We start from the raw sequence: 13,876 nt of genomic DNA, 5'->3' as shown, positions 1-13,876 counted from the left end.
CGCACCTCATGCCGCACGCTCCTCGTGCAACAGCCGCAGCCACTCGTCTAACAATAGCGACCATCGGTTCTGGCTGACGAATTTGCCGTTGACACAAATCGCGTCTCGCTCGATGCCTTCGTGGGTGAAGCCGTGTTGGCGGTAGAGCGACTCGGCGGCCCGGTTGTCGGCAAAGGTGTGCAGCCATACCCGGTGCAGACTGAGCGTAGCGAATGCATTTGCCAGTGTCCGACGCAGCGCGGCCTTGCCCAACCCATGACCGCGGGCAGTGGGCTCGCCGATGTAGATTTGGAAGTAACCGGAGCAGTGACGTGGGTTGACGTGGAGGAGAGTGTTTCCGCAATGCACTCCCGCCTCGTTGACCACCGCCCAAATGTGGGTGTGATGCGTGCTATTGACCCATCGCCGATGGGACTCGATGTTGATATCGCCGCGGAATCCGAAGGTGTCACGCAACTCGTCTGAGGCGAGCCAACGGACCGTGGCTGCATCGTGTTCGGGCCCGTAGGGGACCAAGATCGTGTATGTCATGGCGGCTCTATTCCGCCGCAAGGCGGACAACGACGCGTTGCGCGCCGCGCCCATCGACGGCCGCTACGCCACGCGCGCGCATTTCTGAAAGTGCCCCTGCGTCTTCCAGAAAGGATGCGACCTGCATTACGAAACGCTCAGCCGAAAGCTCCCATGCCCTCCCAAGGAAGTGGCAGAAACGGGTGCGGGCGAGGTCTTCGAGGATCGGCACCTGATTGTCCGCACTGGCAACGATCGCCGCGGGCAGGCCGACGCAGGCTCGCTCCCATGTCGCCGAGCCGGGGGCTCCTACCGCGACGTCGCATTCCGACATATGTGCTGCCATATCGTCGACATGCTCCCGCCAGTCCAACCTACCAAAGTACCGTCGCTCCAGCGCGTTCATCGTAAGCCGGTCACTTCGGCCCACGGCATGCACTTGAACCCCCGCAATCCCGTCCAACAGCCATTCGCAGAATTGCGCAAGCCATCGAGGCGAGGCATCGCCGCCGCCGAAAAACATGTGCACGCGGCGTCGCGCGGGCCACAGGGGTGCCGTGGCGTAATGCATAACAAACGTGTGGTTCAGGATTGCGTACTGCGACCCCAGCAGAAGATTCGCGCTTGGCGGGACCAGACCTGCGTATGCCGTCACATCGCGTCCATGGCCCGGATCTACGAGAACATCGCAGGAATGGGGACGATCTGCGAGATCGTCGATCACTAAGACGCGGCGCACGCGATCACGCAACGCAGTCTCCCAACGGTAGTCAAGACCATAGTGGTCGACGATTAGCCAGTCCGTACGTGTGTCAAGTACAGCCGCGCTGGCCGAAGCATCAATATCTGCGTCTGCGCCGGGCATCGCGTCAAGCACGCGCAGTTCATGCGAGCGAGTGGCAAGCGCCGAGGTGATGACAGGGTGAGCATGGCTCGCGAGAAACCTAACGTAGCCACCTAACGAAGCCACAAGGTCGGCCAACGCCAAGCATCGAGTGAAATGACCTGCACCGATGGATTCGGAGACGTCTGTTCGGATAGCGACCCTCATTAGCGGTCCTTCGACGCTAGCGCGTGATAGAGGCCTTCGGCGAGATACCAATCCTCGAGTGTGTCGATGTCGACGACTCGCTGCCTTGGTAACACCAAGGCCACTGAAGAGTCAGACATGGGCGCAAGGTCGGCGACGAAGGCCTCGGACGTGCCCCAACAGAACTGCCCAGCGTCGTGATAGGCGGCCTCCAAATCCTGCGAACGTGTCAATGCATGTGCCGGATCAAACATCGATACGCGGCCGTCGCTGTCGATTCGGAGAGCGCGTTGGATCGGGTGACCATAGCTCGCGACACCGAACGAGAACGCCTTCCCCGACTCTACGAGCCTGTCGTAAGCATCGCGAATCGAAGTTGGATGCAGCAACGGTGCGGCGGGATAAATGCAGCACACGTATCGAGCCGAGAAGCCTTGCCTCTCAAGTTCAACTATGGCGTGCGCGACTACCGCAATCGTGCCTGAATGGTCATCGGCCAGCGCTTGCGGTCGCACGAAAGGTGTTTCGGCGCCCTCAGCGCGTGCTATCGCCGCGATTTCGTCGTCATCGGTCGAGACCACTATCCGATCAAACAGGCCGGAGCGGCGCGCGGCTTCTATCGAGTACGCGATGATCGGCCGCCCCGCAAAAAGCCGTATGTTCTTGCGCGGAATGCGTTTGCTCCCACCACGTGCGGGAATGACCGCCAGCCTCACGCCAACGCCTCCCCCAGTGCGCGAACGACAGTCTCCTGCTGCGCGTCCGACAGGTCGGGGTACAGCGGCAACGTCAACGCCCTGGCATAGTAGTGTTCGGATCGCGGATAGTCGCCCGCACGGAAGCCGAGGTCGCGGTAATACGGCTGCAAGTGAACCGGGATGTAGTGCACCGCGACGCCGACGCCGGCCTTGCGCATCGCCTCGAACACGGCAGCGCGGGGGTGATTCGTCTCGAGTTCAACGACGTACAGATGCCAAGCCGAGCGCATGTCCGCCAGCGGGGCCGGACAGGTTACCGGCAGCGATTTCAACAACGCGTCGTATCGGGCGACGAGCGCCTCTCGGCGGGCGATGAAGTCCTCGAGGCGCCGCAACTGAGACATGCCCAGCGTTGCATGCAGATCGGTCAGTCGGTAATTGAAGCCGATCGACTGCATTTCATACACCCAGGAACCTTCCGCCGGATCCTGGAATCGGGAAGGGTCGCGCTCCATGCCGTGGCTGCGCAGCAACTCCATGCGATGAGCCAGTTCCGCGTCGTTGGTCATCGCCATGCCGCCCTCGGCGCTCGTGACGATCTTGACCGGGTGAAAGCTGAAGACCGTGATGTCGCTGTAGCGGCCGCTGCCAATCGGGCTGCCTTGATAGATCGATCCCACCGCGTGGGACGCGTCCTCGATGACAAAGAAGCCGTAGCGTTTCGACAGCTCCCGGATCTGCGCCATATCGCAAGGACGGCCTGTGAAGTGCACCGGCACGAGAATCTTGGGTAGGCTGTTCTGCCGTTCGGCCAGCTCCAGTTTCTTCGTCAGCGCCTCGATGCCGATATTGCGAGTGGCAGGATCGATGTCGACGAAGTCGACGTCGGCGCCGCAATAACGCGCGCAATTGGCCGATGCCAGAAAAGTGATGGGGACGGTCCACAATCGATCGCCCGGGCCGAGCCCCAGTGCCATGCAGGCAATGTGCAGCGCCGAGGTGGCGCTGTTGACGGCAACCCCGTATGTCGCGCCGGTCAGTTCGCACATGGCCCGCTCGAACGCCGGCACGGCGGGCCCTTGCGTCAGAAAATCCGAACGCAGAACGTCGACGACGGCTTCGATGTCCGCCTCGGAAATGTGCTGGCGGCCGTAAGGAATCATTCCATGGCCTTGCGATTGAATTCGACGATCTCGCCCACGCTGAGGAAATGCCGATTTCCGCCAGAGTGATACTCGAACCCCGACGGGACCGGCCGGCCGATTTCGCGCGCCGCGTTCAGCGTGTAGTCGATGTCGGAATGGTGGAACTTGATCGTCGGCCGCATCACGTAGTGGTCGTCGAATTCGAGCGTCAGGTGAGAGTCGTCGGCCGGGCACATGATTTCGTGCAGCTTCTCGCCGGGACGGATTCCAATGACGCGGGCGGGAAGCTCAGGCGCCATCGCTTGCGCGAGGTCGGTGATGCGGATCGACGGAATCTTGGGAACAAAGATTTCGCCCCCCCACATGCGGTCGAAGTTGGTCAGCACGAAGTCGACCCCGTCTTGCAGGCTGATCCAGAACCGAGTCATGCTTTCATGCGTGATCGGCAATTCGCGCGCGCCTTCGGCAATGAGCTTCTCGAAGAACGGCACCACCGAGCCGCGCGACCCGACGACGTTGCCGTAGCGGACGACGGCGAACGAGGGACCGGTCTGGCCGACCATGTTGTTGGCCGCGACGAACAGTTTGTCCGACGCCAGCTTGGTGGCGCCGTACAGGTTGATCGGATTCGCCGCCTTGTCGGTGGACAGCGCGATGACCTTCTGAACCCCGGCGTCGATGGCGGCAGCGATGACATTCTCGGCGCCGTGGATGTTGGTCTTGATGCACTCCATCGGGTTGTATTCGGCGGCGGGAACTTGCTTCAGCGCGGCGGCGTGAATGACGAAGTCGACATCACGCATGGCTTGCACAAGACGCGCCGCGTCACGGACGTCGCCGATGAAATAGCGCATCACTGGGTTGTCGAACTCCTGCTGCATCTCGAATTGCTTGAGTTCATCGCGGGAGAACACGATGATCCGGCGCGGTTTGTAGCGGGTCAGCAGGGTCTTGACGTACTTCTTGCCGAACGAGCCTGTGCCGCCTGTGATCAGAATGGACTTGTCGTTGAACATGATGTGTGGTGTGTTGCGTCGTTCGAGAGTGACCGGAGTTGCCGCAGGCGGAGTCAGCGCCCCGATTCCTCAGGAACGTGATGGCCCCGACCGATGGGGAAATAAGCCAGCGCGTTCGACTTCATCAACGCAGGGTCGTACAGATTGCGTCCATCGAATACCAAAGGGGTCTTCAGCTTTGTTTTCAATGCCGCGAAGTCCGGGCTCCGAAACTCCTTCCACTCGGTGACGATGACGAGCGCGTCCGCGCCCTCACACGCTTCGAGCGGACTCCCGGCGAAAGCGACCTGCGATTCGTGGTGGTACAGCTGCTTCGCCAGTTCCATGGCCACCGGATCGTAGGCCACGATGGTCGCGCCGCGGCGCAACAATTCCGAGATCAAATCTCGACTGGGCGCATCGCGCATGTCGTCGGTGTTGGGCTTGAAGGCCAGACCCCAGATTGCGAACTGCCTGCCCGACAGGTCGGCGCCGAAATGCTCGACAATCTTGGCGGCGAGCACCTGCTTCTGTCCATTGTTTACTTCCTCGACGGCGCTCAGGATCTGCAGCGGACGACCGTGCAGCTTTCCCGTTTGTATCAGGGCCTTCACGTCTTTGGGAAAGCACGAGCCACCGTAGCCGCAACCGGCATAGAGGAAGGAGTAGCCTATGCGGGTGTCGGATCCGATTCCACGGCGAACCGACTCGATGTCCGCATCGAGATCTTCCGCCAGATTGGCGAGCTCGTTCATGAAGCTGATGCGCGTGGCGAGCATCGCGTTGGCGGCATATTTGGTCAGCTCGGCTGACCGTACACTCATTACCAGCAGACGGTCACGGTTACGCAAATAGGGTCCGTACAGCACGCGCATCATGTCGATCGCACGCTCGTCATCCGCGCCGACCACGATGCGGTCCGGGCGCATGAAATCGTCGATCGCAGCGCCTTCCTTCAGGAACTCGGGGTTCGAAACCACCGCGAACGGAACCTGAACTCCTCGTCGCTCAAGTTCCTCCGAGACCAACTCGCGAACCCGGTCGGCGGTGCCCACTGGCACGGTGCTCTTGTCAACGATGACCTTGTAGTCGCTCATCCTTTGCCCAATGGAGCGCGCTGCTGCCAAGACATGTCGCAGGTCGGCGGAGCCGTCTTCATCGGGGGGCGTGCCCACTGCAATGAATTGCAGGGTGCCGTGACCCACCGCTCTGTCCACATCGGTCGTGAACGCCAAACGTCCGGCGCTCACGTTGCGTGCTACCAGTGGCGCGAGGCCGGTCTCATGGATCGGGATGCCGCCCTCGTTCAGCACGCGCACCTTCTCCGCATCGAGATCGAGGCACAAGACATCGTTGCCCATCTCCGAAAGGCAGGCGCCCGTGACAAGCCCCACGTAGCCAGTCCCGATGATCGTGATCTTCATGTGTCAAGTTCCTCTGTTGGACCCGCACGGACCGCTCTGCGCTGACAGCCTCATTCGTTGTAGTCGTACGCCTGGAAGCCCGCGAGCTTGACGAGACTGTCCCGACGTGCAGCCGTGTAGTCGGCGTCCACCATCTCCCTGACCAGTTCGGGCAATGTGATGGTCGGGGCCCAGCCCAGCTTGCGCTTGGCCTTGGCGGGGTCGCCCAGCAACGTCTCCACTTCGGTCGGTCGGTAATAGCGCGGGTCGATCTTGACGATCACATCGCCTGGCTTGCATTTCGCCCGGTCGCCTTCCACAGCCGTGACCGTGCCGATCTCCGAGGCGCCTTCGCCGCTGAATGTGACGGTGATCCCCAGTTCTCTCGCTGCCAGGTCCACGAACTGCCGCACGCTGTATTGCACCCCGGTGGCGATCACGAAATCTTCGGGCTTGGCTTGCTGGAGCATCAGCCACTGCATGTGGACATAGTCCTTGGCGTGGCCCCAGTCCCGCAATGCGCTCATGTTGCCCAGGTAGAGACAATCCTGCAGCCCCAACGCAATGCGTGCGATCGCTCGGGTGATCTTGCGCGTCACGAAGGTCTCACCGCGGAGCGGACTTTCGTGGTTGAAGAGGATGCCGTTGCAGGCGTACAGACCGTAAGCCTCGCGGTAGTTCACGGTGATCCAGTAGGCGTACAACTTGGCAACGGCGTAGGGGCTGCGCGGATAGAAGGGAGTCGCCTCGGTTTGGGGAGTTTCCTGCACCAGACCGTAGAGTTCGCTGGTGCTGGCCTGGTAAAAGCGGGTCTTCTTCTCGAGCCCCAGGATGCGGATCGCTTCGAGGATGCGCAAGGTTCCGATGCCGTCCGCGTTGGCCGTGTACTCCGGTGTTTCGAAGGAAACGGCCACGTGGCTCATGGCGGCCAGGTTGTAGATTTCGTCCGGTTGCACCTGCTGGATGATGCGAATCAAGTTCGTCGAGTCGGTCAGGTCGCCGTAGTGCAGCGTGAAGCGCTGGTGGTCGACGTGCGGGTCCTGATACAGATGGTCGATGCGGTCGGTATTGAACAGGCTCGCGCGACGCTTGATGCCGTGCACCTCGTAGCCCTTTTGGAGCAGCAACTCGGAAAGATACGCACCATCCTGGCCGGTCACGCCCGTGATCAACGCAACTTTGTTTGAAGTCATGGTCTGCGGGGCTCAGATTCGGAAAGAGGCGCTGTCGTATGCGGCGCGGATGCCGTCTTGCAGCGCGGTACGCGCGCGCCACCCGAGTCCGGCAAGGCGGCTCACATCAAGGAGTTTGCGAGGCGTGCCGTCGGGTTTGCTGCTGTCGAAGACGATTCGGCCATCGAAACCGACCACGTTCATGATGGTCTCGGCGAGCTCTCGGATGGTCACGTCTTGACCTGTACCGATGTTGACCAGAGGACCTTCGTACCCCAACTCCATCAGGTAGACGCATGCGTCCGCCAAATCGTCGACGTACAGAAACTCACGCCGTGGCGCTCCGCTACCCCAGACGACATACGCAGCATCTCCGCGCGCCTTTGCCTCATGGGCTTTGCGCAGCAGAGCCGGCAGCACGTGACTGTTCGCGAGATCGTAGTTGTCATTCGGCCCATACAGGTTGGTGGGCATCACGCTGATGTACTGCCGCCCATACTGGCGGTTGTAGGACTCGGCCATTTTGATCCCGGCAATCTTGGCGATCGCGTAGGGCTCATTGGTGGCCTCGAGCGGCCCCGTCAACAGGTATTCCTCTTTGATGGGCTGGGGACAGTCGCGTGGGTAAATGCAACTCGAACCCAAAAAGAGCAGCCGCTGCACGCCTGCGAGATGCGCGCCATGGATTAAGTTGGCTTCGATCAACAGGTTTCGATACAGAAAATCGGCGCGGTACAGGTTATTCGCCTGAATGCCGCCCACTTTCGCTGCGGCGATGAAGAGGTACTCGGGTTGTTCGGTGCGCAGGAATTCGTGAGTCGCGCGCTGGTCGAGCAGATCAAGTTCTGCATGGGTTCGTGTCACGATGTTCGTGTAGCCACCGGACTGCAGGCGTCGCACGATCGCGCTGCCGACCATGCCGCGGTGTCCCGTGACGAAGATTTTCGCGTCGAGTTTCATGCGTCTTGGCGCTCCTGCTGAAGTTCGCCTCGCAGCTTGGCGATTTCGACTTGCAGACGCTCGAACTCCCCCTCTTTGCGGGCGAGAAAGTCGCGTGTGAGCCGCACCTTGGCGCTGGCGCCGCGTGGGGTCAAAAGATACGCGTACGCCCACTTGTTATCGCTACGTCGAAAATTGTCGGCTTTCACCCACCCTTTGTCGACAAGTGCGCGCAGGCAATAGTTCACCTTGCCCACGCTGACGCCCAGCCGGGCCGCCAGATTGCGCTGACTTGCGTCAGGCTGGTCAGTGATCTCGCGCATTAACTCGTATTGGAAGTCGTCAGGCATCAAGAAGGGGTGGTCTGTTCAACGTTTGAACAGTCGCGATGATACCTTGCCATCAATCGTCCCCTGCGATGGCGACTCAAGCCCAGAATTTCGGCTTTAGCTGCGCACTCGCCACGCCCGCTTCAGCGCTCTCCACGCTACGGCGTCGTGCGCATCCTGCTCGTCTGTAAGCGACGCATAACGACGAATCAGGACCCAAGCCATGGAGCCCAGAAGCGCGATCAACGTGATTGCCGCGACGAGGGTTGCGCGCGAAGGCTTTGACTTGTAGTCCGGAGGCATGGCTTTGTCGATCTGCTGTAGAAGCGGCCCTTCGCGCGCTTCATCAAGCTTGGCCAATTCGAACTGACGCGCCATGGCCTCCAGCAGCGTTTCCTGCATCTTCAACTCGCGACGCGCGCGCACGTAGCCGATGGCGGCCTCCGGTATTTTGCCCACCGGAATGTCGATCGTGCTGCCCGAATTGCCGCCTTGACTGGATTCCATGCGCGCCAGCTCCGATCGCAGCGCGGCGATCTCTGCCTTGAGACGAATCACCTCGGCGTTCTGTTCGGTAGAACTGGTGCGCATCACCTTGAGCTGCACCTCGCGTTCGGCTATGAGCGAACGGACTCGTGCGGCGCCCGTGATCAGGGCCTCCGACTGCTTGTCGAGAACAATGAAGCCTGACTTCTCCTGGACCCGCTGCAAGTCCACCTCCGCCTTGACCAGGCTTTCTTTCGTATCATTGAGTTGTTGCTCGAAGAACGCGCGACGCTTTTGTGCCTCACTCACCGCCAACCGGCCCAACACCTTGGTGATCTCGCTCACATGAGCGTTCGCCAGGTCGGCGGCGAACACCGGGTCCTTGTCGTCGACTTCGATGTTGATCAGCCCGCTCTTCTTGTCAGCCAGCGCTCGAACGACCTGTGGCAGGTGCTTGCGCAGCGTTTCGTTGGTCTTGATGTTGTAGCGTGCCTTCAACCCGAAGCGTTCATCCAACCCGCGTACGACGCTGTCACTTTTCAGCAAGGCGATATACAGTTCGGCCGGCGCCTTCCCTCCCAAACCGCCTGCGATCCCGTCTCCGAGACCCCCGATCGAGCTCAACGCGGCGAGCGCCGCCGCGGACCCGCCTTGCTGCTGGGAGCCGGGCGGGAGCAAGCTGGTCCGCGCCGTGTAGATGGGCGTGAGTGTCAGCGAGTAGGCCAACGACAGCACTGCGGCTCCCGCCGTGACGAGAGCAATCAGACGCTTGCCTTCACCCAGCCAGGTGAGGAGGTCGATCAGGCCGACGCCAGAGTCTTCGCCTTCGGTCGGTGCGGGAAGCGTCTCGGCCGGATGCCGGTCAATAGTTGTCATGTTGGCCAAGGTGCGGAAGGTGGCATGCGAGCCGGATTTGGCGCGGGTGGCCTCTCGATGAAGAGCGGTGTAGGGAAGAACGACTATCGGTCACATTGCCGGTGGCAGCCCTGCCGCCAATGCATCTTTCTCCGACAAGAGCGGGGACATGTCGCCCAGCGGCCACTGGATGCCCACCGCCGGGTCATCCCACCGGATGCATCGTTCAGCGTTCGGTGCGTAGAAGTCCGTGCTCTTGTATAGAACATCGGCACTGTCGCTGACCACCAGAAAACCATGCGCTAACCCGGGCGGGATCCACAGCTGTTTGTGGTTATGACTGCTCAGTTCAACACCCACCCAGCGACCGTAGGTGGCACTCCCAGGCCTGATATCGACTGCGACGTCGAAGATTTCTCCCTGGGTAACTCGTAGCAGCTTGCCCTGAGCATGAGGCGTAGTCTGGTAGTGAAGGCCACGCAATACGCCTTTGGTCGACCGGGAGTGGTTGTCCTGCACAAAAATCACTTCTCGACCGACGGCGGTGTTGAACGCTCGCTGGTTGAAGCTCTCCATGAAGAAGCCACGCGCATCGCCGAACACCTTGGGTTCGATGATCAGCACGCCTTCAATTGCGGTTGGGGTGACTTTCATTGGATGGGAGGGCGGCAGGGAAGGCGCTGGGGTACGACAAGCGCTGGCGTGTGCGAGCCGGCATTCTAGTGACTCCCAGGCGCAACACGCCGCCGTCCGCCCGGAAGCGCGATAATCGAGAGATGACCGAAAACATGATAGAAAACGGCGCGCTGAGCGCCGAACCGGCACCTCAGGGTGCCGAGGCCGCTTTCCAGTCCGACGTGGACGCCGGCTTGTCGCTGCGGTTCGACAGCGTCGGCCTGTCCGAAAGTCTGCAACGGGCGGTTGCCGCACAAGGCTATACGACGATGACGCCGATCCAGGCCAAGGCGATCCCGATCGTGCTGGCGGGACGCGATGTGATGGGCGCCGCGCAGACCGGCACCGGCAAGACGGCTGCCTTTTCACTGCCGTTGCTCCACAAGATGCTGCGCCACGAGAACGCCAGCATGTCGCCGGCACGGCACCCGGTGCGGGCGCTGGTGATCGCGCCGACACGCGAACTGGCCGACCAAGTGGCCGCCAACATCAAGGGCTATGCGGCCCAGACGAAGCTGCGCGTCGCGGTTGTCTACGGTGGCATCGACATGAAGCCGCAGACGCTCGAGCTGAAGGGCGGCGTCGAGGTGCTGGTCGCCACGCCCGGCCGGCTGCTCGATCACATCGAGGCCAAGAACTGCGTGCTGAACCAGGTCGAGTACGTCGTGCTCGACGAGGCCGACCGCATGCTGGACATCGGGTTCCTGCCCGATCTGCAACGGATCCTCAGCTATCTGCCCAAGACCCGCCAGACGCTGCTGTTCTCGGCGACCTTCTCGCCCGAGATCAAGCGCTTGGCCGAGAGCTATTTGCAAGACCCGATCCTGGTCGAGGTGGCGCGGCCGAACGCGACCGCATCGACTGTCGAGCAGCGCTTCTTCGCCGTCGACACCGACGACAAGCGCCGCGCCGTGCTCAAGCTGATCAAGGACCGCGCGCTGACGCAGGCGATCGTGTTCGTCAACTCCAAGCTCGGCTGCGCGCGCCTGGCGCGCTCGTTCGAGCGCGATGGCCTGCGCACGAATGCGCTGCATGGCGACAAGTCGCAGGACGAGCGTCTGAAGGCGCTCGAGGCCTTCAAACGCGGCGAAGTCGACGTGCTGGTCGCGACCGACGTGGCCGCGCGCGGGCTCGACATCGCCGACCTGCCGGCGGTCTTCAATTTCGACGTGCCGTTCAACGCCGAGGATTACGTGCACCGCATCGGCCGCACGGGTCGCGCCGGTGCGTCGGGTCTGGCGGTCACGCTCGTGTCGCCATCCGACACACGCCTGGTCGCCGATATCGAGAAGTTGATCAAGAAGAAGATCGAGCTCGAGCCGATCGAGCTCGACAACTCGCCGCCGCCGCGCGAGTACCGTGACCGTGCGCGCCACGACAGCCCGCGCCCCGAGAGCGTCGACGAGCCGCGCGCGCCGCGTGCCGCGGCGCCGCAGCGCAGGGACCCGCCGCCTCGCATTCCCAGCGATCCGTTCTTCGACAAGCCGTACGAGCCGAGCAGCCCGACGGCCGAGCCGGCGTGGGAAAGCAAGGTGCCGGTCGCACCGCGCAGCCTGTCGCCGAACATCAAGCCGAAGAAACGCGTCGCCGCGCTGTTCGGCGCGAAGCAGCCGGACCCGGTCGAGCAATAGTCGCTGCTGCCGGCTCAGCCAGCCAGCAGCGAGAACACCACGGGCACGTCCGCCGGCAGCTTGGCGAGGCGCGCATTCCAGGTCTGAACGCTGTCGGTGCGGGTGAAGCCGCCGGGCAGCGTGAGGCCGCAGCTCACCGACAAGCGCGTGCCCGGCTGCAGGTGCGCGAGCAGCGCGCCGAGCAGCGCCTCGTTGCGGTAAGGTGTCTCGATCATCAGCTGGGTCTGACCTTCGCGTCGCGACAGCGCCTCGAGTTCGCGGATCCGCGTGGCGCGCGCCGCTGCGTCGACCGGCAGGTAGCCCACGAAGGCGAAGCTCTGGCCGTTCAGCCCGCTCGCTGCCAGCGCCAGCACCAACGAGCTCGGTCCCGACAGCGCGACGACGGGAATGCCTGCCGCGTGCGCCGCCTGCACCAGTGCGGCGCCCGGGTCGGCCACCGCGGGAAGCCCGGCTTCGGAGATCAGCCCGATGTCGTGGCCGGCGAGTGCCGGGGCGAGCAGGGCGGCGAGGTCGGGCGCCGGGGCGTTGCGCGTACCTTTGGCGGGGCGCGGCAGCTCGACGATGTGCAGCGCCTGCAGTGGCTGGGCGAGCGGCACCACCGCATCGACGCGCTTCAGGAACGCGCGTGTGGTCTTGGCGTTCTCGGCGACCCAGTGAGTCAGCCGCGCCGCCGCGCGGATGACCGCCGCGGGCAACACGTCATCGATCGGGCCGGCTTGCGCCGCCACGCCGAAATCCAGCGTGTTCGGGACCAGATAGAGCGAGCCGCGAGGGACGCTCATGCCGGCGCCAACGGGTCGATGCCGGCCGCGCGCAGCAGCGCGGCGGTGCGGATCAGCGGCAGCCCCACCAGCGCGGTCGGATCGTCGGATTCGACCGCTTCGAGCAGCGCGATGCCCAGGGTCTCCACCTTGGCGCTGCCGGCACAGTCGTACGGCCGCTCGGCGCGGAGGTAGTGCTCGATCTCGGCGTCGGTGAGCTGGCGGAACCGCACCGTGACCGGCACCAACGCCGTCTCGGCGTGGCCCGTCGACGCACGGACGACCGCTACCGCCGTCTGGAAAACGACGCTGCGCCCGCGCATCGCGCGCAGCTGGAGGGTGGCGCGCTCGTGCGTGCCGGGTTTTCCGAGGGGCGTGCCGTCGAGGTCGGCCACCTGATCGGAGCCGATCACGACAGCATCGGGGTGGACCGCCGCGACGGCGTGCGCCTTCGCCAGAGCCAGGCGTTGCGCGAGTGCGGCCGGTCGTTCGCCGGGCAGTGGCGTTTCGTCCACATCCGGCGCGTGCGCCTCGAACGGGAGGCGCAGGCGTTCCAGCAATTCGCGCCGGTAGCGCGAGGTCGAACCCAGGATCAAGGTTGGTCGCGTGCTCATGATTCGATTCTCGCCTGCGCCGTACACTGGCCTCATGAGTTCCCGAGATTTCGATCCGCTGCGCCTCGACGTGGCGGCCTTCGCCAAGGCCGCCGGTACCCTGGAAGGGCGCTGGCCGCTGCGGCAGTTCGGCCGCCTGACCGATTCGGCAGTCGCCGATGCGTTGCCGGCCGATGACGGCGACGTGGCCTGGCAGGCGCGGGGCGAAGCGCGCCCCCAGCGCGGCGGCGAAGCCCAGGTCTGGTTGCACGTGAATGCGACGACCCGCGTGCCGCTCGAATGCCAGCGCTGCCTGAAGCCGGTCGAGGTTCCGTTGGCGCTCGAGCGCAGCTTCCTGTTCGTGCACGGCGAGGACGCCGCAGCGCAACTGGACACCGACAGCGAGGACGACGTCCTGGCGCTGACCCGCGCGCTCGACTTGCGGGAACTGATCGAGGACGAACTGCTGCTGGCGCTGCCGATCGTGCCGAGGCACGAGGTGTGCCCGGTGCCGCTCGTCGCCCCGGAAAGCGGGGACGAGCCACTGGCCGAAAGGCCGAACCCGTTCGCGGCCCTGGCCGCGCTGAAGGGCTCCAAGCCGAACTGATGCTTCGAGTTTCCCCTGCGTGCTAGAATCGCGGGCTTTCCAGCAGG

Annotated in this window: 15 protein-coding genes; 2 read left to right on the top strand and 13 right to left on the bottom strand. The window is 63.3% G+C overall.

The genetic code is table 11. From position 1 onward, the window contains the following. Window positions 1-6: 6 nt before the first annotated feature. The 11 genes from ASC76_RS09410 to rfbC form a co-directional block, all read right to left on the bottom strand. Window positions 7-531 carry a GNAT family N-acetyltransferase gene (locus tag ASC76_RS09410; protein WP_056465039.1) on the bottom strand — a complete coding sequence of 175 codons (525 nt, stop codon included), beginning with the start codon at window positions 529-531 and terminating at the stop codon, window positions 7-9. 7 nt (window positions 532-538) lie between these two features. Beyond that, window positions 539-1,561, bottom strand: a complete 1,023-nt coding sequence (gene pseG, locus ASC76_RS24405; protein ID WP_082548955.1) for a UDP-2,4-diacetamido-2,4,6-trideoxy-beta-L-altropyranose hydrolase — start codon at window positions 1,559-1,561, stop codon at window positions 539-541. Next, window positions 1,561-2,256 carry a pseudaminic acid cytidylyltransferase gene (pseF, locus tag ASC76_RS09405; protein ID WP_056465038.1) on the bottom strand — a complete coding sequence of 232 codons (696 nt, stop codon included), beginning with the start codon at window positions 2,254-2,256 and terminating at the stop codon, window positions 1,561-1,563. The genes pseG and pseF overlap by 1 nt, the downstream gene beginning before the upstream one ends. Then, complete coding sequence (pseC, locus tag ASC76_RS09400; RefSeq protein WP_056465037.1) at window positions 2,253-3,401, bottom strand: UDP-4-amino-4,6-dideoxy-N-acetyl-beta-L-altrosamine transaminase; 1,149 nt, start codon at window positions 3,399-3,401, stop codon at window positions 2,253-2,255. The genes pseF and pseC overlap by 4 nt, the downstream gene beginning before the upstream one ends. Beyond that, entirely contained in the window at window positions 3,398-4,399 is a 1,002-nt protein-coding gene (pseB, locus tag ASC76_RS09395) for a UDP-N-acetylglucosamine 4,6-dehydratase (inverting) (protein WP_056465036.1), read from the bottom strand. The genes pseC and pseB overlap by 4 nt, the downstream gene beginning before the upstream one ends. A gap of 53 nt (window positions 4,400-4,452) precedes the next feature. After that, a complete protein-coding gene (locus ASC76_RS09390) occupies window positions 4,453-5,802 on the bottom strand; it encodes a UDP-glucose/GDP-mannose dehydrogenase family protein (RefSeq protein WP_056465035.1) in 1,350 nt (449 codons plus the stop codon). Window positions 5,803-5,852: 50 nt separating this feature from the next. Then, a complete protein-coding gene (gmd, locus tag ASC76_RS09385; protein ID WP_056465034.1) occupies window positions 5,853-6,974 on the bottom strand; it encodes a GDP-mannose 4,6-dehydratase in 1,122 nt (373 codons plus the stop codon). Window positions 6,975-6,986: 12 nt separating this feature from the next. Then, a complete protein-coding gene (locus ASC76_RS09380) occupies window positions 6,987-7,913 on the bottom strand; it encodes a GDP-L-fucose synthase (protein ID WP_056465033.1) in 927 nt (308 codons plus the stop codon). Beyond that, window positions 7,910-8,242 (bottom strand): MarR family EPS-associated transcriptional regulator, encoded by a 333-nt coding sequence (locus ASC76_RS09375; RefSeq protein WP_082548953.1) that lies wholly within the window; start codon window positions 8,240-8,242, stop codon window positions 7,910-7,912. The genes ASC76_RS09380 and ASC76_RS09375 overlap by 4 nt, the downstream gene beginning before the upstream one ends. Before the next feature lie 96 nt (window positions 8,243-8,338). After that, entirely contained in the window at window positions 8,339-9,583 is a 1,245-nt protein-coding gene (locus tag ASC76_RS09370) for a GumC family protein (protein WP_056465032.1), read from the bottom strand. 90 nt (window positions 9,584-9,673) lie between these two features. Then, window positions 9,674-10,216, bottom strand: coding sequence for a dTDP-4-dehydrorhamnose 3,5-epimerase (gene rfbC / locus ASC76_RS09365; RefSeq protein ID WP_056465031.1), 543 nt, complete (start codon window positions 10,214-10,216; stop codon window positions 9,674-9,676). 122 nt (window positions 10,217-10,338) lie between these two features. Between rfbC and ASC76_RS09360 the strand changes: the two genes are divergently transcribed. Beyond that, on the top strand, window positions 10,339-11,868 hold the full coding sequence (locus tag ASC76_RS09360) for a DEAD/DEAH box helicase (RefSeq protein WP_371262100.1): 1,530 nt from the start codon (window positions 10,339-10,341) through the stop codon (window positions 11,866-11,868). A 14-nt stretch (window positions 11,869-11,882) separates the two neighbouring features. Here the strand turns inward: ASC76_RS09360 and ASC76_RS09355 are convergent, their stop codons facing one another. Both ASC76_RS09355 and ASC76_RS09350 read right to left on the bottom strand, forming a co-directional pair. Beyond that, entirely contained in the window at window positions 11,883-12,650 is a 768-nt protein-coding gene (locus ASC76_RS09355) for an SAM-dependent methyltransferase (RefSeq protein WP_056465030.1), read from the bottom strand. Then, window positions 12,647-13,243, bottom strand: a complete 597-nt coding sequence (locus ASC76_RS09350) for a Maf family nucleotide pyrophosphatase (protein ID WP_056465029.1) — start codon at window positions 13,241-13,243, stop codon at window positions 12,647-12,649. The genes ASC76_RS09355 and ASC76_RS09350 overlap by 4 nt, the downstream gene beginning before the upstream one ends. 34 nt (window positions 13,244-13,277) lie before the next feature. Between ASC76_RS09350 and ASC76_RS09345 the strand changes: the two genes are divergently transcribed. Continuing rightward, on the top strand, window positions 13,278-13,829 hold the full coding sequence (locus ASC76_RS09345; protein ID WP_056465028.1) for a DUF177 domain-containing protein: 552 nt from the start codon (window positions 13,278-13,280) through the stop codon (window positions 13,827-13,829). The last annotated feature ends 47 nt before the right edge of the window (window positions 13,830-13,876 follow it).

This window comes from Rhizobacter sp. Root404 (assembly GCF_001425865.1).
Classification (GTDB): domain Bacteria; phylum Pseudomonadota; class Gammaproteobacteria; order Burkholderiales; family Burkholderiaceae_C; genus LMDS01.
The sequence above is the reverse complement of the archived record's forward strand: the minus strand, read 5'-3'. Positions and strand labels throughout refer to the sequence as shown.